Origin of the sequence: Comamonas sp. w2-DMI, from assembly GCF_040187735.1 — a bacterium.
Classification (GTDB): Bacteria; Pseudomonadota; Gammaproteobacteria; order Burkholderiales; family Burkholderiaceae_C; genus Comamonas; species Comamonas terrae.
Map to the genome: position 1 here is coordinate 23,626 of NZ_JBANEL010000014.1, position 21,291 is coordinate 44,916.

General features: G+C 59.4%; 16 protein-coding genes and 1 pseudogene. 9 read left to right on the forward strand and 8 right to left on the reverse strand.

Annotated elements, in window-relative coordinates; genetic code table 11:
* Positions 1-3: 3 nt before the first annotated feature.
* On the forward strand, positions 4-2,268 hold the full coding sequence (locus V8Z74_RS15310) for a DEAD/DEAH box helicase (RefSeq protein WP_349709981.1): 2,265 nt from the start codon (positions 4-6) through the stop codon (positions 2,266-2,268).
* A 492-nt stretch (positions 2,269-2,760) separates the two neighbouring features.
* Here the strand turns inward: V8Z74_RS15310 and V8Z74_RS15315 are convergent, their stop codons facing one another.
* The gene (locus V8Z74_RS15315; protein WP_349709983.1) at positions 2,761-3,141 is read right to left on the reverse strand and encodes a hypothetical protein; all 381 of its coding nucleotides are present in this window, start codon (positions 3,139-3,141) and stop codon (positions 2,761-2,763) included.
* Between the two features lie 693 nt (positions 3,142-3,834).
* Here V8Z74_RS15315 and V8Z74_RS15320 point away from each other — a divergent pair.
* Together V8Z74_RS15320 and V8Z74_RS15325 are read left to right on the forward strand one after the other, a co-directional pair.
* Positions 3,835-4,566 carry a PIG-L family deacetylase gene (locus V8Z74_RS15320; protein ID WP_349709985.1) on the forward strand — a complete coding sequence of 244 codons (732 nt, stop codon included), beginning with the start codon at positions 3,835-3,837 and terminating at the stop codon, positions 4,564-4,566.
* A complete protein-coding gene (locus V8Z74_RS15325) occupies positions 4,566-5,444 on the forward strand; it encodes a glycosyltransferase family 2 protein (RefSeq protein WP_349709986.1) in 879 nt (292 codons plus the stop codon). The genes V8Z74_RS15320 and V8Z74_RS15325 overlap by 1 nt, the downstream gene beginning before the upstream one ends.
* 182 nt (positions 5,445-5,626) lie before the next feature.
* Here the strand turns inward: V8Z74_RS15325 and V8Z74_RS15330 are convergent, their stop codons facing one another.
* Positions 5,627-5,800, reverse strand: a complete 174-nt coding sequence (locus tag V8Z74_RS15330) for a DUF1328 domain-containing protein (protein WP_083526671.1) — start codon at positions 5,798-5,800, stop codon at positions 5,627-5,629.
* Positions 5,801-6,291: 491 nt separating this feature from the next.
* Here V8Z74_RS15330 and V8Z74_RS15335 point away from each other — a divergent pair, with 491 nt between their 5' ends.
* Positions 6,292-10,065, forward strand: coding sequence for an ATP-binding protein (locus V8Z74_RS15335; RefSeq protein ID WP_349709988.1), 3,774 nt, complete (start codon positions 6,292-6,294; stop codon positions 10,063-10,065).
* 216 nt (positions 10,066-10,281) lie between these two features.
* Here V8Z74_RS15335 and V8Z74_RS15340 read toward each other — a convergent pair whose 3' ends face one another.
* Complete coding sequence (locus V8Z74_RS15340; RefSeq protein WP_349709991.1) at positions 10,282-10,842, reverse strand: hypothetical protein; 561 nt, start codon at positions 10,840-10,842, stop codon at positions 10,282-10,284.
* An 852-nt stretch (positions 10,843-11,694) separates the two neighbouring features.
* Complete coding sequence (locus tag V8Z74_RS15345) at positions 11,695-12,078, reverse strand: hypothetical protein (RefSeq protein ID WP_349709992.1); 384 nt, start codon at positions 12,076-12,078, stop codon at positions 11,695-11,697.
* 149 nt (positions 12,079-12,227) lie between these two features.
* Here V8Z74_RS15345 and V8Z74_RS15350 point away from each other — a divergent pair, with 149 nt between their 5' ends.
* The 5 genes and pseudogenes from V8Z74_RS15350 (at position 12,228) to V8Z74_RS15370 (ending at position 18,157) form a co-directional block, all read left to right on the forward strand.
* A complete protein-coding gene (locus V8Z74_RS15350) occupies positions 12,228-12,884 on the forward strand; it encodes a DUF4142 domain-containing protein (protein WP_349709994.1) in 657 nt (218 codons plus the stop codon).
* Positions 12,885-13,076: 192 nt separating this feature from the next.
* Positions 13,077-13,836: pseudogene (locus tag V8Z74_RS15355) on the forward strand (gluconate 2-dehydrogenase subunit 3 family protein).
* A 6-nt stretch (positions 13,837-13,842) separates the two neighbouring features.
* Positions 13,843-15,630, forward strand: a complete 1,788-nt coding sequence (locus V8Z74_RS15360; RefSeq protein WP_349709995.1) for a GMC family oxidoreductase — start codon at positions 13,843-13,845, stop codon at positions 15,628-15,630.
* A gap of 10 nt (positions 15,631-15,640) precedes the next feature.
* Entirely contained in the window at positions 15,641-17,080 is a 1,440-nt protein-coding gene (locus V8Z74_RS15365) for a cytochrome c (protein ID WP_349709996.1), read from the forward strand.
* Between the two features lie 66 nt (positions 17,081-17,146).
* Positions 17,147-18,157, forward strand: coding sequence for an SDR family oxidoreductase (locus tag V8Z74_RS15370; RefSeq protein ID WP_349710083.1), 1,011 nt, complete (start codon positions 17,147-17,149; stop codon positions 18,155-18,157).
* A 9-nt stretch (positions 18,158-18,166) separates the two neighbouring features.
* On the opposite strand, the gene V8Z74_RS15375 is transcribed toward V8Z74_RS15370, so the two are convergent.
* From V8Z74_RS15375 to V8Z74_RS15390, 4 genes are read right to left on the reverse strand one after another with little or no spacing between them, the layout of a single operon-like run.
* Positions 18,167-18,817, reverse strand: coding sequence for a D-sedoheptulose-7-phosphate isomerase (locus V8Z74_RS15375; protein WP_349709997.1), 651 nt, complete (start codon positions 18,815-18,817; stop codon positions 18,167-18,169).
* Positions 18,814-19,305 carry an adenylyltransferase/cytidyltransferase family protein gene (locus tag V8Z74_RS15380; protein ID WP_349709998.1) on the reverse strand — a complete coding sequence of 164 codons (492 nt, stop codon included), beginning with the start codon at positions 19,303-19,305 and terminating at the stop codon, positions 18,814-18,816. The genes V8Z74_RS15375 and V8Z74_RS15380 overlap by 4 nt, the downstream gene beginning before the upstream one ends.
* 8 nt (positions 19,306-19,313) lie before the next feature.
* Positions 19,314-20,492: a lipopolysaccharide heptosyltransferase II gene (waaF, locus tag V8Z74_RS15385; protein ID WP_349710001.1), complete on the reverse strand. Its 1,179-nt coding sequence runs from the start codon at positions 20,490-20,492 to the stop codon at positions 19,314-19,316.
* A complete protein-coding gene (locus V8Z74_RS15390; protein WP_349710002.1) occupies positions 20,483-21,217 on the reverse strand; it encodes an SDR family oxidoreductase in 735 nt (244 codons plus the stop codon). The genes waaF and V8Z74_RS15390 overlap by 10 nt, the downstream gene beginning before the upstream one ends.
* Between the last annotated feature and the right edge of the window lie 74 nt (positions 21,218-21,291).

Here is a 21,291-nt window from a genome sequence, read left to right on the forward strand (position 1 = left end):
CACATGTCCGGCGACAGCGCTTCCTTCTTCCTGCTCGACGAGCGCATCCAGCGCTTCATATGGGCCGAAGGCTGGGAGTCGCTGAGAGATGCCCAGGAGGCAGCTATTCCGTTGATCGTCAAGGCGGACCGGGACGTCATCGTGGCAGCCGCCACGGCCGCCGGCAAGACGGAGGCGGCATTTCTGCCGGCGTTGACGCATCTGCTTCAGGCGGAGCCGATGGGGCTCATCGTCTACATCAGTCCGCTCAAAGCGCTCATCAACGACCAGTTTGGGCGCCTCGACCGACTGTGCGAGCAACTGGAGGTCCCCGTCTGGCCCTGGCATGGCGACATTTCTTCCTCGGCCAAGGCGCGCTTCCTGGCGAAACGGCAAGGGGTGTTGCTCATCACGCCGGAATCACTGGAGGCAATGTTGTGCCATCGCGGCACGTCAATCGGTGCAGTGTTCGACCGGCTGGCGTTCTGCGTTGTCGACGAGCTTCACGCCTTCATCGGTTCAGAGCGTGGCAAACAGCTTCAATCCCTGATGCACCGTATCGAGCGGGTCATCGGGCGCCAGGCGCCGCGCGTAGGTCTTTCGGCAACACTGGGCGACATGCGCCTGGCAGCCGATTTCCTGCGTCCGGGACAGGGAGTATCGGTCGCCCTGGTGGAGTCGAAATCTTCGCACAGTGAACTGAGAGTCCTGGTCAAAGGGTATGAGGAGCCCTTGGCCGTGCGCAATGAGGATGGCGACGAGGAGTTGGAATCCGTCACACCAGCGAAGATCGCCTTGCATCTTTTCCAGGGTTTGCGCGGCACGAACAACCTGGTCTTCCCGAACTCTCGCCGTGAGGTCGAGCGCTACACGCACCTTCTCAACAGACTGTGCGAGCAACAAAAGGTGCCGAACGAGTTCTGGCCGCACCACGGCAGCCTGTCTAAAGAGATACGGGCGGAGACTGAGGCTGCCCTGAAACAGAAGGAATTCCCTGCGACGGCCATCTGCACCAACACGCTAGAGCTGGGCATTGACATTGGCGCCGTCAAGAGTGTGGCCCAGATCGGCCCGCCGCCTTCGGTGGCCAGCTTGCGACAGCGCCTGGGGCGATCTGGCCGTCGTAAGGGAGAACCGGCCATCTTGCGAGGCTACAGCGTGGAGAACGCGCTTGGCGGGAAGCCCTCACTCGCCGACGAACTCCGGCTGGAGACGGTGAAGGTGACGGCGATGATCTCGCTGCTGCTGGAAGGCTGGTTTGAGCCACCCATGGCGCATGGCGTTCATCTGTCGACGCTGGTTCAACAAATGCTGTCCTATGTGGCGCAGAACGGTGGGGCTTCCATCGGGCAGCTCTATGCGATGTTCTGTGCTTCCGGAACTCCTTTTGTTGGGCTGGACAAAGGGGAGTTTGTTGAACTCGTTCGCCATCTCGGCCAGAAAGAACTGCTGATACAGGAGTCCAGCGGTCTCTTGCTGCATGGCTGTATCGGCGAGAAGTTCGTCAACCATTACACGTTCTATGCCGCGTTTGCCGCTGTTGAGGAGTTTCGCATTGTCTGCGGCGGGAAAACGCTCGGCACTTTGCCGGTATCGCAGATGCTCAGTGTGGGCCAGCGCATTCTGTTTGCCGGCAGGACCTGGCTGGTGGAAGACATCGACGAGGAGCAAAAAACCATATTTGTCGTCCGCTCTGGTGGCGGAGCGCCGCCGTTGTTTTCGGGTGGAGCAGGGCGCACGCACACGCGCGTTCACCAGCGAATGCGCCAATTGTTCGAGTCCTCCGAGGTGCCGCCGTTTCTGGATGAAGTGGCTAAGCGGTTCCTGACCGAGGGCCGAGCGAACTACGCCGAACGAAACTTGGCGAATGACTTCGTGATTGACCAGGGGCGGGATGTAGTGCTTCTGACCTGGCTCGGGGATGCGGCCAACGAAGCGCTGGCTTGCCTGCTCCGCCGGCGAGGCTATTCGGCCAATGCGGCCGGCCCGGGCATCGAAGTCGCTAAGGGAGCTTCGGGTATCGAGAGCATCGTCGATGCCCTTATCGATGCGGCGGTGGATGAGCCTCCGCCGCTCGACATGCTTCTGGCCGATGTCCGCAACCTACAGCGCGAGAAGTGGGATTGGGCGTTGCCCGATGAACTTCTGCGCAAGGCGTATGCAAGTCTGTACCTGAACCTTGAAGAGGCTCTCTCTTGGGCGAGGGCACTTCCTGGTGATCACGCATTCCATAGCCGTCAGTCACCGTTGAGTCGGGTGGATGAGGGTGGCGCGGCTAGTGCAGCGTAGCAGTCGTTTAGTTGCATTTCAGATATTTTGCGTTTACCTGAATCCCGAGTAGCGGCGATGCCGCAAGAGTTCTGACCGCGTTCCGCTGATGCCGTCTTGGGCGGGACCGAGTAGGCAGCAAGGGCACTCGGGGTGGTGCCGTAAGCGAGAGAAAACTCGATCGTTCCAAGGCTGAATGAACCGCGCTAAGATATATCGTGATTGACAATCGGGTCGAAAGTGTCAATGCGCCGCCAATCGGGCCATCTCCCGCGCCAGCAAAAGGTGTCCGATGCAGACGGTAAAAGCGACGGTAAGGCCCCATTTCGATCACCGCAAATCCCTTTAACCATGAGGACTTGCGAGTCTCATTGATGACCGAGTGGGAGTGATCTTGAAGCCGGTGGCATAGCCCGCGGCAAGAACAACCAAGCACTTTTAGCCCGCATCACTGCGGGCTTTTGCTTTTCAGCGCTGATTGAGATTAAGGAGAACCGGAAGGAAATACTGGCGTCACCGCACGGGACGCGCTTCGGAAGAATCTGTCTGTATGGGCTTGTCATACAGCTTGCTGCAGGACATGCTGATCAGGGACGTTGCAAGATTGCTTCGAGTCTCCTTGCCTTTTGCCACCAGGCATTCGAAACCCGTGCCGTATGAGGAAGGAGTCCGGCCCGATCCTTGGGGCACGGCCTGCATGCCGCCAGGATATTCTTTGGCACAGCCCAGCCGTACCAGCTGAGCCGCAGCGTCATCCGTTGCATGAGAGGCTTTGTCAAGCAGGCAAGTGGCGTAGTTCGCCGCGATCGCTTGGTTCGCCAAAACACTCAGTACAAAAAAAATCCACACAGGTTTTTGTGGTGACCTGCCGACAAGTTTGGCGCATTGCGGCATAGGCAAAGTCGTGCATGGCAGCTCCCTTGGCTGTATCAAATGCAAAATCTATCGACATTCAATGTCAATAGTATTTCGATTTAAAGGCCAAAGGATCAAGGCATCAAGTCTGATTTCAAAGGCATCGCGATGCGGTGGGTATTGGCGGCGCGGCCGCATACCTGCGCTGCCTGGAAATGCCTTGTGGAAAAGTCGCAGGCAGAGGCTCTTCCCTTCAATCACCAGCAGGGTGCCGTGACCTCGTGGGAAAGCCCAGGGCTGAAAACGTGGCGGTGGGCACCAAGGCGAGGCCTGCTTTGCTGGCTGCTGCGGAATTCGCTTCATCTTCCCTACCTCGCTAAGGTTCTTGTGTTTGATGGTAGAAGCGATGGGTAGCCTGGAATGGCTGCTGCAGTTTCACTGCACCGAACGGGCGCTTCGCTTGTGATGTGACGAGGACCATGCCGCAGAGCTTTACGGCTTCATTCCTCATTTCACTTTCCGACTCCGGTCTGCATTGCAGAGGAAGGCAAAAAGCGAGCGTGCTGTGCGCGCACCTTACACGCGCCGGGCCGGTCAAGCGGCTGATGGAGCGTGGAGTGGCGGCGCAGAACGTGCTTGCCAAAAAGCCGACAAGCGGGCCTGCCGCGTCCGCAGCCAGGGTAACAAGCGGGGTATTGCGGCTCCGTGCCGCTTTGACTACGGGAGCATGACGTGGCCAATTTGCAGGAAAAAAGCGGAAAGAACATTTCCAGTCCGTTGCTGGTTTTTTCCCCTCATCTTGACGATGCGGTATTTTCATGTGGTGAACTGATGGCCCGGTGTCCCGGTGCTTCGGTGGCCACGGTATTTGCTGCCGCACCATCCGGCTTTCCATCGCTGACAGGATGGGATAAGGCTTGTGGTTTCAAAAGTGCACAGGAAGCGGTTTTTTGCCGCAGGGAGGAAGACCTTCGTGCGCTGGCCGTACTGAAGGCCAGGCCGTCCTGGATGGATTTCTGCGATGACCAATACCAGGCTTCCCCATCATTTGCAGAGCTGTCTCACGCGGTGGATGAGATATTGCGCATCCATGCAACTTACGCTGTCCTACTGCCGGCCGGGCTTTTCCATGCCGATCATTTGCGGTTGCACGACGCATTGCTGTCGTTGCACGCCCGATATTCGGAAAGGACATGGATCATGTACGAAGATGCGCTTTACCGCCGCATCCCCGGCCTGCTGCAGCGTCGGCTTGCCACCTTGCATTCAGCCGGGTTTTGCGCCACGCCGCTTTCCATGCCGCAGGATATGGACGCACGAGAGCTCAAGCGGCAGGCTGTCTGCTGCTATGCCAGCCAGGTGCGTGCCCTGGACAAGGCGGCCAACGGCCATGCCGACGCCTGCGCACCGGAAGGCTATTGGTTGCTGGAGACCGGTCTTGCGAGTGAAGGAGGAGCGAGGTGATGGACAGGCAACAGCATGTGGAACTCATGCGGCGTATTGCCGTGGTCGTTCTTACCTATAACCGCGCTGGCGAACTGCGCCGCACGCTGGATAAACTGCTGGCGCTGCCGGTGTCTCCGGCTATTGTCGTCGTTGACAACGGTTCGACCGACGGCACAGCGCAAATGATGCACTCATGCTTTGCGAAGGTCCGATACATCCGGCAGGCGCGGAATCTCGGAGCGGCAGCGCGCAATGCCGGTGTTCTGGCCGTAGAGACGCCTTACGTGGCTTTTTGCGATGACGATACCTGGTGGGCAGCGGGGGCACTCGAACGTGCAGTCGCGCTGCTGGATGCCTATCCACATGTCTCAGTCCTTTGTGCACGCGTGCTGGTCGGGATCGAGGAGCGCGAGGATCCCACTTGCACGGCCATGGCAAAAAGCCCCTTGCCATGTGAGCAGTTGCCAGGGCCGGCCCTGTTGGGCTTTCTGGCAGGGGCGTCGGTGATGCGCCGCGATGCCTTTCTGGAAGCGGGCGGCTATGAACCTCGGCTTTTCATCGGTGGTGAAGAGGGATTGCTTGCATTGGACATGGCCGCCGGAGGGTGGAAGATGGCCTATGTTCCTGAGCTCATCGTTCATCACCATCCTTCTTCGCTGCGTGACAGCAGCACGCGCAACAAGCACCTTGCGCGCAATGCCTTATGGGTTTGCTGGATGAGATTGCCCTATGGTGCGGCGTTGCGCCAGTCCTGGCGCATTCTGCGCGAGGCGTCGCGCAGCGGGATATTGAAGCCGGTCCTTGCCGAGGCTCTGAGCGGAATCCCGTGGGCCTTGAAGCACCGGCGCAGGGTACCGCCGCAGGTGGCTCGATGGCATCAGTGGTTGCATGGCTGATCCGGAAATGTCTGCAAGGCGCGCTGCAGCGCGAAACGGGCCCAGTCACCCTTCTGATGCCGAAAGCCTTTCAGCGAAGGCCTTTTCGCGGGCGGTACCGCCCTGTTCGGCTGAGCGATGAGAAAGCGACAGCAATAAAAAGGAGGCCAAGGCCTCCTTTCTGCGGTCATTCCTGCAAACGTCTATGAAACGGCGCCAATTCCCAGCACTGCCAGCACCACAAAGACGATGGCAATGATGATGAAGATGCCGAACAGGACCTTGGCAACACCGGCCGCGCCACTTGCAATGCCGGTAAAGCCGAACAGGCCGGCAATGAGTGAGATGACTGCAAAGATGATCGCCCATTTCAGCATGAGTACCTCCTGTGGTTCGTATTGGAGAGATGAAGGCAGTATCCCAACTCTTCTATCAACCGGTGCCGTGAAGAAAGAGAATGGCTTTGTGCCTTTCCGCGACGTTTCCAAGAGTCTCAAGAATCACCGGATGGCGCTGTAGGAGAGGAGACGTAACACTTGTCCCCAGGGGAAGGCGTGGCCTTACAAGCTCTGGTGGAGTAAAGGAGATTGCTTGCAGCGCCGCTTCTTGCATTGAGGGCGTCATCGCAAGTTGCAATTGCGTTGCGTGCCGGCAGCGTGTTTTCCATGTCCGACACGAGCGCATGAACGTTGGTACGCGTATGTCTTTGCCATCGCATACGGTGCGAGGGAATGGGCAAGGCGCTTGGCAATCCTGTATGTCCGCGCCGACAGGCTGACAGGGCATATTGCAGCTTGCAGTTCTGCCCGGACCAGCTAACACTCGATGCCTGCGCAACCTGCATATCTGACAGCGTGGCCTGAGTGTGATGCATCAACGGGAGAATTTTTTGCACCCTGAAGCTGGATTCGGTTTTTTGCCCGAGCGTGGCGAAATGGCACAGCGCATCAGGGCATTTGATTGGAGAGCAACGTCGCTGGGAAAGCCGGAGCAATGGCCTGAAAATCTGCGGACTTCGTTAAGCCTGTGTCTGAGCTCGCGTTTTCCCATTCTCATCTGGTGGGGTCCCGATATGCGGGTGCTCTACAACGATGCCTACATACCTTTTCTGGGGACCACCAAGCATCCTGCTGCATTGGGTCAGCCGGGAGCGCAGTGCTGGAGTGAGATCTGGGGTGGCATCGGCCCCATGCTGGAAAGCGTTTACCGCACCGGCGAAGCGACCTGGTCGCAGGATGAACAGTACTTCTTCGACCGAGCGCTCCCGCGCGAGGAGGTGTATGTCACTTTCACCTACGGTCCGATTCTGTCCACCGACGGCATAACCGTTGAAGGGGTGTTCTGTCCCTGTACCGAGACTACCGAAAAAATCCTTGGTGCCCGGCGGCTGGAAACTTTGCGTCGGCTCGGCCTTCGGTCTACCGAAGCGCGCGGTGTGCAGCAAGCCTGCGAAAAGATATGCGATGTGCTCGCCGAGAGCCGGCATGACGTGCCTTTTGTGCTCATATACCGTTGCTGCGTGGAAAAGGAGGACTATGAGCTACAGGCAGCTGCCGGTTTGGAGCCGTGGCAGGCGACGGGCATGGCCGCCTGGCCGTTCAAGCAGGCCATAGACAGCCAGCAGGCCGTCAATGTGGACTTGCTCCTGATGGGGCAGCAGTTGCCGGGCGCGCCCTGGCCCGAATGTGCGAGCTGGGCGCGCGTAGTGCCGCTCAACTGGGCCGATGACGGAAAGATCAACGGCTTCATGGTGCTGGGGGTCAGTCCGCGCCGCCCGCTGGATGCTGGCTATTGCGCATTCCTCGACCTGGTTGCCAGCCATTCCGCAGCGCAGCTACGGCAGGTTTGGCGGGTGCAGGCAATGGCGGAGCTGGACCGGGCGAAAACCGTGTTCTTTTCCAATGTCAGCCACGAATTCCGTACGCCGCTCACGCTCATGCTGGGGCCGCTGGAAGATGCCATTCATGCGCCCGGCGGCGAACTGCAGCCTGGACAAACGGTATTGCTTCACCGCAATGCCCTGCGCTTGCAAAAGCTTGTCAATACCTTGCTCGATTTCTCTCGTGTCGAAGCGCAGCGTTTGGAAGCAAGCTTCGAACCCGTGGATCTGAAGGTGCTGACCGAGGAGCTTGCCGGAGTCTTCCGGTCGGCCATTGAAGATGCCGGGCTGCAGCTGTATGTACGGTGTGAATCGCTGCCCGAGCTCCTGTATGTGGACCGGGACATGTACGAGAAGATCGTGCTGAACCTGATCTCCAACGCCTTCAAGTTCACGCTGCAAGGCTGTATCGAGGTGGTTCTGGAGGATGCTGGCGAGCATGTGGAGCTTCGGGTCAGCGACACAGGCTGTGGTATTGCGGATGAAAACCTGCCTCGTGTCTTCGAGCGCTTTTATCGCATCGAAGGCCAGGCTGCGCGTACGCACGAAGGTACCGGCATCGGCTTGGCTTTGGTGCAGGAGCTTGTGCGTCTGCATGCCGGCAGCCTGCAGGTACACAGCCAGCTGGCCCAGGGCAGCACCTTCACTGTCAGGCTTCGCAAGGGATGCCAGCATCTGCCCGGCGAGTGCATCCGCACGGTGCCCATGCTGTCGCCAACTACCTTGAAGGGACAGCACTATCTGCAGGAGGCATTGCGCTGGCTGCCATCGGCATTGCCCGCAGGCAAGGCGGGCAGTGCGCCCGGAAGAGGCGATGCCCAGCTGTCCCGCGATGCACGTGCCCGTATTGTCTGTGCAGATGACAACGCCGACATGCGTGAATACCTGCAAGACCTGCTCGCTGCGTTCTACGAAGTGGAAGCAGTATCGGACGGGTTGCAGGCCCTTGAATTGATACGACAGCGTCCGCCCCAATTGGTGATTGCCGATGTCATGATGCCCGGCCTCGATGGCTTCGGCCTGCTGCAGGCCCTGCGCAACAATGCGCTGACCCGGAATGTGCCCGTGCTCCTGCTTTCAGCGCGTGCCGGAGAAGAGGCTCAGATTGAAGGCATACATTCAGGGGCGGATGACTATCTGATCAAACCGTTTTCGTCGCGCGAGCTTCTTGCCCGAGTGAAAGCGCAATTGCGCCTGGCCAGCCTGCGCGAGCAGACCAATGCCGCACTCCGTGCCAATGAAAGGCGACTGAGAGCCATCATCGAGCAGCTGCCTGCCGGAGTCGGCGTCTCCGATCTCGATGGAAGATGGGTGCTGACCAATACACTGATGGAGCGCTTTGCTCCAGGCGTCATGCCCTCTACCTTGCCGGATGCCGAGCACCACTGGTCCAGCTGGGATGCACATGGTATTGCCGTTCCTCGGGAAAACTGGCCTGGCCGGCGCGCGCTGCGCGGCGAAATGGTCCTGCCTGGCATGGAGATGCTCCATCACCCGGAGCCGGACAAGGAGCAATGGGTGCGCATGAGTGCGGCTCCCTTGATTGACGACAGCGGCAATGTGGTGGGTGCCTGTTCGATCATCCAGGACATACATCAGCTCAAGCAGGCGGAGCAGGAGTTGCGCAATGCGGATCGCCGCAAGAATGAATTCCTTGCCGTGCTCGCGCACGAGCTGCGCAATCCGCTGGCTCCGATCATGAACGGCCTGGAACTGTTGCGTCTGGCCGATGGAGATGCCGACAAGTTAAGGCTTAGCCATGTGGTGCTGGAGCGGCAGGTCAACCATATGGCGCGGCTCGTCGACGACTTGCTGGATATATCGCGCATCACGGTGGGAAAGATCCAGTTGCACAAGGAAGTGGTGGATGCCACGCAGATTGTCCGGCATGCCGTTGAGGCCAGCCGCAACCTGATCGAGTCCCGTGGGCACCAGCTCATCCTGAAAATGCCGCAAGAAGGCATTGTGCTCTATGCGGATGCTGTCCGCCTTACCCAGGTCATCGTCAATCTACTGAACAATGCAGCCAAGTACACGCCTGACGCGGGCGCGATTGTGGTGACGGCGCACGTGGAACCGGATCATGCCATCCTGTGCATCAGCGATAGCGGCATCGGTATTCCAAGCGATCAGCTGGCCGGGATTTTCGAGATGTTCACACAGGTGGAGCTGCCGGATCACCTTGGCAAGGGCGGTCTGGGAGTGGGGCTCACGCTGGCCAGAACCTTGGTGGAACTGCATGGCGGCAGCATCGAAGCGCGCAGTGCTGGAGTGGGGCAAGGCAGCCAGTTCCTGATCCGGCTGCCCCTGTACGAGCTTTCCGCCATACCAGTGAATGAGAACTCGCAGGCAAGCGACGGCACACCATCACGGATCAGACGCGTGCTCATTGTCGATGACAACCGCGATGCCGCTGAAATTCTGGCCATGCTGCTCGACGAATTTGGCGCGGACACCCAGACAGCACATGATGGACTTGGAGCCATTGAACTGGCGCAGACCTGGATTCCGGATGTGGTCCTGCTGGATATAGGATTGCCTGGCATGAACGGCTTTGAAGTTGCAGAAGTGCTGCGCTCCGATCCGAAGTTCGACCGGACGGCACTCATTGCTGTCACAGGGTGGGCGCAAAGCCAGTTGCATCAGAGCTTCAGCGAGGCGGGCTTCCAGCACCATCTGGTGAAGCCGGTGAAGGCGGAAGCACTTGAGAGAATCCTGCTTCAACTCTCCATCCCGCAAAGCCAGGATTCTTCCGTGCATTGAATTCCTGCTATGCATGGCGCTGAAGCACCTTGGCGCCTTGCCTTCAGAAGCTGAGCTCTGTCTGATGGAGAAGCCTCCTCTCTGTTCACCGCCCACATTCTCTCCACGGACGCTCCATACATCAGAAGTGGTGGATGCCGTGGCTTGGCCTTGCGGTTTTCATGAACGTCGCAAAAAGCCCAGCGTCGGCTGGGCTCGAGGCTCATGTACGGCTATTCACTTGGCCGTCTTGTTGCATGCGTCATCGCGGCTCTTCTCATCAGGCAGATTGATGGTTCCCGAAAGTTCGACGGAGTTGTTGCTGCCGTCCTTTGCCAGGAGGTTGCTGAAAGTGATGGTGCCGGTCGTCAGGTTGACCTTGGCCTTGCCCAGGTTGCCACCGTCCTTGACAAAGTTGAAGGTGGTGTCCCGGATCTTGATGTGATCGCCATTCAGTGGAGGGGTGCTGCTGCCGTTGGAGTAGGCATAGCGTATGTCGCCGCTCATGGCCAGGGTTCTATCACCCACAAGCTTGCTGAAGTTGTCGAAGTTGAATGCACATTCATCGGGGCCGACTTTTCCGTCGCCGGTGTCTTTGACGCCAGTCAGTCCCACGTTGCCGCTTCCATACCAGCCGTTCAGGGTGGTGTCAGTGGCATTGGAGATGCTGAGAATCCCGATATTGCCGGAAGGCTCGGGATCGTCGTCATTGCCGCCGCCGCAAGCGGCAAGTGCAAGCGTGGCGCCGAAAACTGCTGCATAGAAGAACTTTCGCTTTGTCCAATGGATTTTGCTCATTGTCTGCTCCTGATGGGGCTGCCTGTGTGAGTGATATGTGCAAGTGGCTACTTCCACGCGGCACCAATCAATGGTCCCAAATACCTCTTTCCTTGTGAAATCGAAAAATTGGACAATGTTTGCCGGCCAACATGGCAAATGGCTGAGGACGCAGTCCTACGATGGCGTAGTGTTAGGTAGATAGTTGCTTCCATGGTTTGAGAAGAGAAGCTCTATGAAGAAATCATGCCAACGGTTTCCGCATTGCTGCAGTCCGGAAATGTCGGCTGGAAGCAGCTTGGCTTTCGCAGATGGTGATGGACCTACCCATCACTTTTCATTGAATTTCTGGAAATCCATTGCAAGCGAAGAACACTGTCGAGAGAGCGTCAGGCTTTGAACTTCTTGACGGATGGCATTGCCGCTGATGCCTGGCTGGGATTGCCCTGCATCGTTGCCATGGCGGCTTCGCCGATATAGCAGTGGAGCCTTGCTTCAGTCATATTGGAAAGACAGGCCTTGCCATAGACATCACTTGTGACAGCGAACCATCTGCCCAGCGGAAGAAGTCCGGAAGCCGAATTGCACTAGGCAGATGGCTTCAGAAAGATGAAAAGGGACCGGGGTGGGCGTCTACGCGTCAAGCAAAAATGATGCGCAGCCATTGATGAATTGCTGTTATGAAAGTTTCATTTTCAAAGGTTCATGAGTTTTTTTCATGGGTTCAGTAAATTTATTGGAATAATCAATATTTTTTAATATATTGACTTTTGAAAAATGAAGAGTATGAAAACCAGCAGAAACAATAAGAAAAAGAAGAACTGTCTATGCTGGCTGTTTTCTCTTTTATCGTATTTTTTGTTTTTCGGAAATTTACGCAGGCATGGTCTTTGGGTGCGTGTCCTGCTCCATGAACATGGCTTTTTTTTGATCATGGCACAGTAATATTTCTGTGGAATGGAAAAATTTCTGCAAGAATTTCCTACATTCTTTAGAAACTGAATAATTTTTATTTGCTTGTCCGAGGTTTGGGTAGTTCAGCAGCGATCGGCCGGCCTTTCGGCTGGTTGGTAATTTCCCTTTGTCTTTGCTCTGGTGCAGACTTTCTCTCTTGGTCTGCAATGATGACGCCATGCTTGGCAGTCTTGCTTTTGGAGGAAATATTTCTTTCCATGATGCGCCTCGACATCTTTCATGTTTGCTGGTGACTGTGCACGTTTGGGTCCATGTATGCCGCACCATTGCGGCAATATTCATGCCAGTCATCCTGAACGACATGGTGCAGAGAGGAATATGTGGATGTTGCTTCTCCGGCGAACAAGAATTTTTATGGTCGATGGAATAAGAAGATCTGAATCAGGAATGCCGATTGCCTGACAGGTTTTTTAAACTCATGGGAGCATGAAATGCGCTCTGATCTATTCAAGATGAAAGAAAAGGCGGAGTACAAGACCGCAATAGCTACACCAGTTCTATGCATGGCATTGTTGCTGGGCTTTCCAGCCGCTGCGCAGCCCGCCGTCATCGATGGAACAACGGGTCAAAGGACCGAGACAACCCGTCCGCAGACAGGAAGTGAAAACGGGGCCGTTGCAACCCAGCAGAAGCTTGCTCACAAGGATGTGGCATTCCTCAAGCAGGCTGCGGAAAACAATCATGCAGAGATAGAAAGTAGCCGGCTTGCCGTACAGAAATCCTCGGATAACCGGATCAAGACATTTGCTCAGCAAATGATAGAAGACCATGGAAAAACTGCAGAAGAGCTGAATCGGCTGGCTGCAGCCAAGGGGGTTGATTTACCGGAAGGGCCCTCCGTGCTGCAAAAGGCCAAGATCAAGTTGCTGGGTTCTGCAGAGGGCTCGAATTTTGATCATCTCTACAGTGAAAACATGGGAATTACAGCCCATAGGGAAACATTGGAGCTCTTCCAGAAGGCGATGGACAATGTGAAAGATGATGAAGTCAAGGACTTCGTTGCCAAGACCTTGCCAACCTTGCGTCATCATCTTGAAATGGCACGCCAGCTGCCCGGGAACAGTCCTGGAAATGGAAAACGTCGTTAATGACTCTTAAGTCAAAGAGTTTGACGGCTTTCGTTTCTTTAAGCTATCTTTGCTCGCATAGTGATTGAACGCCGTCAAGCGCTGGCCTGGATATCACTTCAGGCCGGCTTTTCTTTGCCAGCGATACAGCTGGCGAGCAGGAATTGGCTGCGAGATGCTCCGAGATGCATTTGAAGGTGAAAAGGAAGGTCCATGGCCCAAGACGACACTGCGCAGAACCCGGCACGGCGTGCTTTCTTCCGGAAATCCTTGCCCATCATTCCAGTCACGGCGCTTGCAGCAGCAGGCGGAGCTGCCACGCTGGCCAATACAGAGCATAACCATCTGCCTCCAGTGCCAGGGCCTGCCGTGGATATGGCCATGGCGGATGCTGCACGCTACCGGCCCAGTTTCTTCAGTGCCGATGAATATCGGTTTCTGCAGTCGGCCGTGGCACGGCTCATACCCCAGGACGACCTCGGCCCGGGCGCGCTCGAAGCAGGTGTTCCGGAATTCATCGACCGCCAGATGGGCACCGCGTACGCGGCCGGCAGCCTCTGGTACATGCAGGGACCGTTCGACCCCAATGCGTTACCCGAGCTCGGCTACCAGCTCAAGCTCAGTCCCCGGGAGGTCTACCGGCTGGGCATCGCCGCGGCCGACCGGTGGAGCGAAAAGAACCTCGGCAAGAAGTTTGCCGAACTCTCCGCTACCGACCAGGACAAGGCGCTGGCCGCCATGGAGCACGGTATCGAGGATTTCGAGGGCCTGCCTTCCAAGACCTTTTTTTTCGATGCTCTGGACGAATACACGCGAAGGATTCTTCAGCGACCCGCTGCATGGCGGCAACAAGGGCATGGTCGGCTGGAAGCTCATAGGCTTTCCTGGCGCACGTGCCGATTTCATGGACTGGGTGGAGCGTGACGAGAAGTATCCGTTCCCGCCGGTGTCTATCCATGGCCAGCGAGGGTGAGAAGAGATGGCAAAGACAATGAAGAAGACCGACGTGGTGGTCATCGGCTTTGGCTGGACGGGCGCCATCATGTCCAAGGAACTGACCGAGGCCGGCCTCAATGTGGTCGCGCTGGAACGCGGTCCGGCGCGGGATACCGATCCCGACGGTGTTTACCCCCAGACCATGGACGAGCTGACCTACAACTCGCGCAAGAAACTGTTCGTCGATGTCTCCAAGGAAACCGTCACCATCCGCCATACCGTAAACGACGTGGCCCTACCCAATCGGCAACTGGGCGCCTTCCTGCCCGGCACGGGCGTGGGCGGGGCAGGACTGCACTGGTCGGGCGTGCATTTCCGGGTGGATCCGGTGGAGTTGCGCCTGCGCAGCCATTACGAGGAGCGCTACGGCAGGAACTTCATTCCGGAAGGCATGACCATCCAGGATTTCGGGGTGAGCTACGAGGAACTGGAGCCGTATTTCGATTTTGCCGAAAAGGTGTTCGGCACCTCGGGCACCGCCTGGACGGTCAAGGGGCAGAAGGTCGGCGAGGGCAAAGGCGGCAATCCTTTCGCTCCGGATCGCTCCAGCGATTTTCCGCTGCCCGCGCAAAAGAACACGGTCTCCGCCATGTTGTTTGCCAAGGCGGCCGAGTCCGTTGGCTACCATCCGTACAACATGCCGTCGGCCAACACTTCCGGGCCCTACACCAACCCCTACGGCGCGCAGATGGGCCCCTGCAATTTCTGCGGTTTTTGCAGCGGCTACGCCTGCTACATGTATTCCAAGGCTTCGCCGAACGTGAACATCCTGCCCGCGCTGCGCATGGATCCGCGTTTCGAGCTGCGCACGCTGTGCCAGGCCACGCGCATCAACCTGGCCGAAGACGGCAAGACCGCCACGGGCGTGACCTATATGGATGCCTCGGGCCAGGAAGTGTTCCAGCCTGCCGATATCGTGGCCGTGTGCAGCTTCCAGTTCAACAATGTGCGCATGCTGCTGCTGTCGGGCATCGGCAAGCCTTATGACCCGGTGAGCAACACCGGTGTGGTGGGGCGCAACTTCGCGTTCCAGAACATGGCGACCATCAAGGTCTTCTTCGACAAGGGCCAGCACTATACGAATACCTTCGTGGGAGCGGGCGGCAACGGTGTTGCGGTGGATGACTTCAACGCCGACAACTTCGACCATGGGCCGCACGGGTTTGTGGGCGGCTCGCCATTCTGGGTCAACCAGGCCGGCACCAAGCCCATTGCCGCCTCCGTCACGCCGCCAGGCACGCCGGGCTGGGGCAGCGCCTGGAAAGCCGCCACGGCCCAGTATTACGCCCACCATGTGTCCATGGATTCGCACGGCGCCCACCAGAGCTACCGCGCCAACTACCTGAGCCTGGATCCTACCTACAAGGATGCCTACGGCAACCCGCTGCTGCGCATGACCTTCGACTGGCAGCCCAACGACATCAAGATGAACCTCTTCATGCAGGAAAAATTGGGGCTGCTCGCCAAGGCCATGGGGGGCAAGGCCATGGGCGTGTACGGCAAGAAGGAGGGCACGCGCTTCGATACCAACAGCTATCAGACCACGCACCTGAACGGCGGGGCCATCATGGGCACCGACCCGGCGACCAGTGTCGTGAACCGCTACCTGCAATCCTGGGATGTGCACAACGTCTTTGTTCTTGGCGCGTCGGCCTTTCCGCAGGGGCTGGGGTACAACCCCACGGGCCTGGTCGCTGCGCTGGCCTACTGGTCGGCGCGGGCAATCCGCGAGCAGTACCTCAAGAGCCCAGGCGCCTTGATCAAGGCATGAGGAGCACGCAATGAAGACAAGCCGCAAGAACTCCGTCCTGCCTGTTACGCTGCTTGCCGGCATGGTGCTGCTGGCGGGCGCCGTTGGCCTGGCCCATGGCCAGAAAGGCGATGCGCCAAAAAGCTCTGCCGCGCCGCTCGCGCATATTGCCAACGGCATGGGGCGCGATCCGCAGCCCATGGTGACTGCACAACCCCATGCGCTGCCTGCCGGAGCGCCGGCTCCCGGTGCCGATGCCGTGAGCCGCGGCGCATATCTGGCCCGTGCAGGCGATTGCGTGGCCTGCCATACGGCACCGGGTGGCCAGCCATTCGCGGGAGGGCTGCCCATGTCCTCGCCCTTAGGCACCATCTACAGCTCCAACATCACGCCCGACGCCAGGACCGGCATCGGGGGCTACAGCTTCGAGGATTTCGACCGGGCGGTGCGCCATGGCGTGGCCAAAGGCAAGGGCAGCCTGTATCCGGCCATGCCCTATCCCTCGTATGCACGTGTGAGCGAGCAGGACATGAAGGACCTGTTCGCCTACTTCCAGAGCCTGTCGCCAGTGGAGCACGCGGTGCCGGGCAACGACATTCCTTGGCCTTTGTCCATGCGCTGGCCGCTGGCCGTCTGGCGCGGCATGTTTGCACCCGACGCGGACAAGGTACAGCTGAAACAGGCTCCCGCCATTGCAGCGCAAGGCACTCCGGAGGCCGATGTGAAAGCTCGTGGAGCCTATCTGGTTGAAGGGCTGGGGCACTGCGGCGCCTGCCATACGCCGCGGGCCTTCACCATGCAGGAAAAAGGCCTTGCTGCAGCCGATGCACAGTTTCTGGCGGGGGGGGCCACCATGGACGGCTGGGTCGCGAAAAGCCTGCGCACGGGCGGCAGCGACGGGCTGGTGCGCTGGAGCGATGAGGACATCGTGGCCCTGCTCAAGACCGGCCGCAACCGGCACAGCGCCGTGTTCGGCGGCATGGCCGACGTAGTCAGCCACAGCACGCAGCACATGACTGACGGGGATCTGCACGCCATTGCGGCCTACCTCAAGGCCCTTCCTGCGGATGGCGCTGCTAGCACTTACACCTACAACACGGCTACGGCCGAGGCGCTATGGAAGGGCAACGACAGCCAGCGCGGCGCGGCGTTGTACGTGGACAGCTGCGCCGCGTGCCATCGCACCGACGGACGGGGTTACCAGGAAGTCTTTCCGGCCCTGGCCGGCAACAGCGCCGTGCTTTCCGCAGACCCGCACAACCTGGTGGCCATCATTCTCAACGGCCACCAAGTGCCGGCCACGGCCACGCGGCCTTCGACTTTCACCATGCCCGCATTCGGCTGGCGCCTGAATGATGCCCAGGTGGCGGATCTGGCCAGCTTTGTGCGTTCGAGCTGGGGCAATGCGTCCGCAGCCGTCAGTGCGGACCAGGTGGCAAAGCAGCGCAAGAGCACGCCGCACGGAAACTAGCTGTCCATGCTGCTGGCGGGAGCGGGGATTGCCGGTCCTCGCTCTCGAAACCATGAAGGAAGCAGCATGAACCAAGAGCAGAAAACCTCTGGCGCACGCCAGGACACCGTTGCGAAACAGCGCGAGATACAGCAGGAGCAGGACAGGCTGGACAAGCAGTCCGCAGCGAGTTCCCAGGGCGGCTCCCAAGACAAGGGCAAGCACGCCGTGCAGGCCGGCGCGCGCGAGCAGCCGCAGGACATGCCCGCACAGCATATCGACAAACCGGGCAGCGAGGCCGAACTCGATCTGGCGCCCCGCTTCATGGCCCCCGATTATCTGGGAAGCCAGAAACTGCAGGACAAGGTGGCACTGATCACCGGTGGCGATTCGGGGATCGGCCGGGCGGTAGCCGTGCTGTATGCGCGCGAGGGTGCCGATGTGGCCATTGTCTATCTGAGTTCCGACGAAGATGCGCAAGAGACATGCCGCTGCGTGGAGCGCGAAGGGCGCAGTTGCCTGTTGATCCGTGGCGACGTCAAGGACGAAGGATTTTGCAAGCAGGCAGTGCAGAAGACCCTGGAGAAGTTCGGCCATCTTGATGTGCTGGTGAACAACGCGGCTTTCCAGGAGCATGCGAAGTCGCTCGAAGACATCACCGACGAGCGCTTGCAGGAGACGCTGCAGACGAACATCGGCGGCTATTTCCATATGGCAAAGGCCGCGATTGCACACCTGGAGCGTGGAGCCGCCATCATCAACACCGGCTCCGTCGTCGGGCTGCAGGGCAGTGCCCAGCTGCTGGACTATGCAGCCACCAAGGGCGCAGTGCATGCATTCACCAAATCACTGGCGCAAAACCTGCTGGAGCGGGGCATCCGGGTCAATGCCGTTGCGCCGGGGCCGGTCTGGACCCCTTTGAATCCCGCGGATTCTCCAGCAGAAAAAGTGGCCAAGTTCGGCAAAAACACCGACATGGGGCGGGCGGCCCAGCCAGAGGAGCTGTCGCCCGCATACGTTTTTCTGGCATCTGGCGTGATGTCAGGCTATGTGACGGGCATTGTGCTGCCCGTCACAGGCAGCGTCGGGGCGATATGAGCCCCTGGCTCAGGAGGCCGGCTGCTCCGCGTGGAGCAGGCCGGCCCGTGCCAGGCCTTGTTCCACCAGGGCACACAGGACATGGCCGACGAAGATGTGGGCTTCCTGGATTCTGGCGGTAATGGCCGAGGGAACGACAATGGCCGTGTCGCAGAGGTCGCGAAGGCGCCCGCCGCCGCGGCCCGTCAAGGCCACGGTCGCAATGCGCATGCGGCGGGCGGTTTCCACGGCCCGTATCACATTGCTGGAATTGCCCGAGGTGGAGATCGCCAGCAGGCAATCGCCCGGGCGCCCGAGGCCCGCCAACTGCCGGGAAAACACTTCGTCGAAGTCATAGTCATTGGCAATGCAGGTCAGGGCGGAGCTGTCCGTGGTCAAGGCCATGGCCGCCAGCGGACGGCGGTCCTTGACAAAACGGCCGGTCAGCTCGGCGGCCAGATGCTGGCTGTCGGCGGCAGAGCCGCCATTGCCGCAGAGCATGAGTTTTTTTCCGTCTGCCAGGCTGCGCACGATGACGGCAGCCGCATCCTCCACCTCGGGCCTGATGGCGGCCAGATCGTCGAACAGGGCGATGTGTTCCCGCAGAGCGCTGGGGTAGGGTCCTTCTCGGCCGACATGATCGGCAATACGTACCACTTGGGATTTTTTCAATGCTTTCATAGCGCTCTCTCCATGGTGTGGATCTGATGGGCCCGCTCGATCAGGTGGGTTGTCGAGCGTCCTTTCACATAGTCCAGAATGACGGTGCGGCCGCCCCATTGCTGCATGAGTTCTGCCTCGCGCAGCGTGCAAATGTTGTAGTCGCCTCCTTTGGCATAGATGTTGGGTTTGAGATCGGCAAGCAGCGCCATGGGCGTGGGTTCCTCGAAGACAACGGCCAGCGAGACGCATTGCAGCGCGGCAATGACCGCCATCCGGTCGTCGGCGCAGTTGAGAGGGCGTCCGGGTCCCTTGCCCAGCGTCTTGACGGAGCGGTCGCTGTTGATGCCCACGATCAGCGAAGCGCCCAGGCGCCGTGCCGCTTCCAGGCATTCCACATGGCCCCGGTGCAGGAGATCAAACACGCCATTGGTGAAGACCACGGGACGGGCAAGGATGGCCGCTCGGGAAACCAGCTCGTTGCGGTGGCATATTTTTGTCGTGTACATGGCCGTTTTCAGAAAGCAAGGGGGCGGGCACACGGTGCCAGCGACGGCTTTCGCCAATGGCCCGTGCGGGTCCATGCCTGCGGCACTGCTCTTTTCTGGACGGATGACTCCGTCTCGGCCAGCAACGCATGAACGGCGTCCAAGACTGTTTCGGGTGCAATGCGTTCCAGACAGTCATGATGGATTTGCGGGCATTTGCTTTTAAGGCAGTTCCTGCATGGCACATCGTGGCTGAGCACGCGCGAAGGCACGCGCCACGGCGTGTGCTGCGGATTCGTCAGGGCGTAGAGCACCACCACTGGCGTGCCCAGCGCTGCAGCCAGATGGGCGGGTCCGGTGTTGTTGCAAAGCAGGGCGCGGGCTCCGGCGATCAAGGCGGCCAATCCTCCCAGGCTCAGGCGGCCAGCCAGATTGATGGGGGGCCGCTCCATGCGGGATGCGGCCTGTGCCACAAGCTCTGCTTCTTCGTCCGAACCGGTAAATACCACTTGGTAGCCGCCATGCGCCTGCAGCGCCTGGGCCACGACGCCATAACGGTCGGCGGGATAACGGCGCGACGCGGCGCTGGCGCCGGGATGAATGACGATGTAGGGCCGATCGGGAGAGCCGCCCGCCGCGGCAAGAGCCTGCTGCATTTGCTGCACGTCGTTGCCGTCGTAGCGCAGGCGCAGATGCTCGTCGACCGTTTCGTAGCCGACATGGTGGACCAGGTCGAGCTGCCTTTGCACCTCATGCCGTGCAGTGGCTATGCAGGTGTCCTGCTCAGGGGCCCAGTCCGTCAAGAGCGCGTAGGGGTTTTCGCGGGAATGGGCCAGTCTCAAGGGAATACCGGCAAGCCTGCAGAGCAACGCGGCAGGCAGCGCACTTTGCGTACAGACCGTGAAGATGATGGCCGCATCAAAGCGGCGCGCAGCCAGCTCGGCCATGAGATTGAGGTCCGATCGGGCCGAGCCGGCTGCCGATGCGGGCCCCACCCATGGGGCCGCGTAGACGAGCGTCTCGTCCACCGCATCGATCATGGAGGCGACTTCGGCGCCCGCACCTGAAGTGAGCAGCGTGAGTCGCATGTCCGGTGCGCTGTGGCGCACGGCAGCGAGTGCCGGTGAAGTCATGAGCACATCGCCCATGCTGTCGAGCCGCACAGCCAATATGTTCTTGGCATGGGCCCATTCCGGTTTCATGGCCATGATGTCTCCTGGTCAGGCAAAACCATGACTTCGGCGATGACCGTCCCTCTTGGCATGCCCAGCAGGAACAGCACGGTGCTGGCCACATTGTCTGGATCCTGCAGCACATCCGGATTCAGGTCGGGAAAGCGCTCGAGCAGAAAGGGGGTGCGCATGCCGCCGGCAAACAGGGTGGAGACGCGGATGCCGCTGGCTCGCAGTTCCACATGCATTGCTTCGCTGAGTCCGCGCAGGCCCCATTTGCTGGCGTGGTAGGCGCTTGCATTGGGCCAGGCGCGCAACGCAGCCGTCGAAGCAACGTTGACGATGTGGCCTCCGCGGCCCATGTCGGACTCCCGCAGCATGGGCAGCGCGGCTTTGCTCAGCAAAAAGGGGCCGAAAAGATTGGTCTGGACGACACGCGTCCATTCCTGGCTGTCTATCTCATCGATGGAGGCGGTATGGTCTGTGCCGGCATTGTTGATGAGCACGTCGAGGCCGCCCCAGCGTTCGCGCACGGCCGCCAAGGCATCGGCGATGCTGGACTGCTGGCCCACATCGAAATTCAGGGCCATTGTCGATAGTCCCGAGGGATCGATCGTGCTGGCGATATGTGCGACCTTGCCTGCATCGATGTCCGCAAGAACCACCCGGGCCTGGGCATGCACGAGCTTGCGCGAAATGGCGGCGCCAAGACCGCTGCCTGCGCCGGTGACCAGCACCGTCTTGTCTTTGAGAGTGTCCATTGTGTCGAAGGTTGGTTGCTACCAGGAAATCGGGAGCAAGAACCGTTCCCGGCGCAGCACGACGTTGTGGGTAC

Excerpts from the sequence above, each read along its gene's own strand:
- V8Z74_RS15310 (WP_349709981.1), top strand. The coding sequence starts at position 4 with ATGTCCGGCGACAGCGCTTCCTTCTTCCTGCTCGACGAGCGCATCCAG.
- V8Z74_RS15315 (WP_349709983.1), bottom strand. The coding sequence starts at position 3,141 with ATGCCGCAATGCGCCAAACTTGTCGGCAGGTCACCACAAAAACCTGTG.
- V8Z74_RS15325 (WP_349709986.1), top strand. The coding sequence starts at position 4,566 with ATGGACAGGCAACAGCATGTGGAACTCATGCGGCGTATTGCCGTGGTC.
- V8Z74_RS15330 (WP_083526671.1), bottom strand. The coding sequence starts at position 5,800 with ATGCTGAAATGGGCGATCATCTTTGCAGTCATCTCACTCATTGCCGGC.
- V8Z74_RS15335 (WP_349709988.1), top strand. The coding sequence starts at position 6,292 with ATGCATCAACGGGAGAATTTTTTGCACCCTGAAGCTGGATTCGGTTTT.
- V8Z74_RS15340 (WP_349709991.1), bottom strand. The coding sequence starts at position 10,842 with ATGAGCAAAATCCATTGGACAAAGCGAAAGTTCTTCTATGCAGCAGTT.
- V8Z74_RS15345 (WP_349709992.1), bottom strand. The coding sequence starts at position 12,078 with ATGAATATTGCCGCAATGGTGCGGCATACATGGACCCAAACGTGCACA.
- V8Z74_RS15350 (WP_349709994.1), top strand. The coding sequence starts at position 12,228 with ATGCGCTCTGATCTATTCAAGATGAAAGAAAAGGCGGAGTACAAGACC.
- V8Z74_RS15360 (WP_349709995.1), top strand. The coding sequence starts at position 13,843 with ATGGCAAAGACAATGAAGAAGACCGACGTGGTGGTCATCGGCTTTGGC.
- V8Z74_RS15365 (WP_349709996.1), top strand. The coding sequence starts at position 15,641 with ATGAAGACAAGCCGCAAGAACTCCGTCCTGCCTGTTACGCTGCTTGCC.
- V8Z74_RS15370 (WP_349710083.1), top strand. The coding sequence starts at position 17,147 with ATGAACCAAGAGCAGAAAACCTCTGGCGCACGCCAGGACACCGTTGCG.
- V8Z74_RS15375 (WP_349709997.1), bottom strand. The coding sequence starts at position 18,817 with ATGAAAGCATTGAAAAAATCCCAAGTGGTACGTATTGCCGATCATGTC.
- V8Z74_RS15380 (WP_349709998.1), bottom strand. The coding sequence starts at position 19,305 with ATGTACACGACAAAAATATGCCACCGCAACGAGCTGGTTTCCCGAGCG.
- waaF (WP_349710001.1), bottom strand. The coding sequence starts at position 20,492 with ATGGCCATGAAACCGGAATGGGCCCATGCCAAGAACATATTGGCTGTG.
- V8Z74_RS15390 (WP_349710002.1), bottom strand. The coding sequence starts at position 21,217 with ATGGACACTCTCAAAGACAAGACGGTGCTGGTCACCGGCGCAGGCAGC.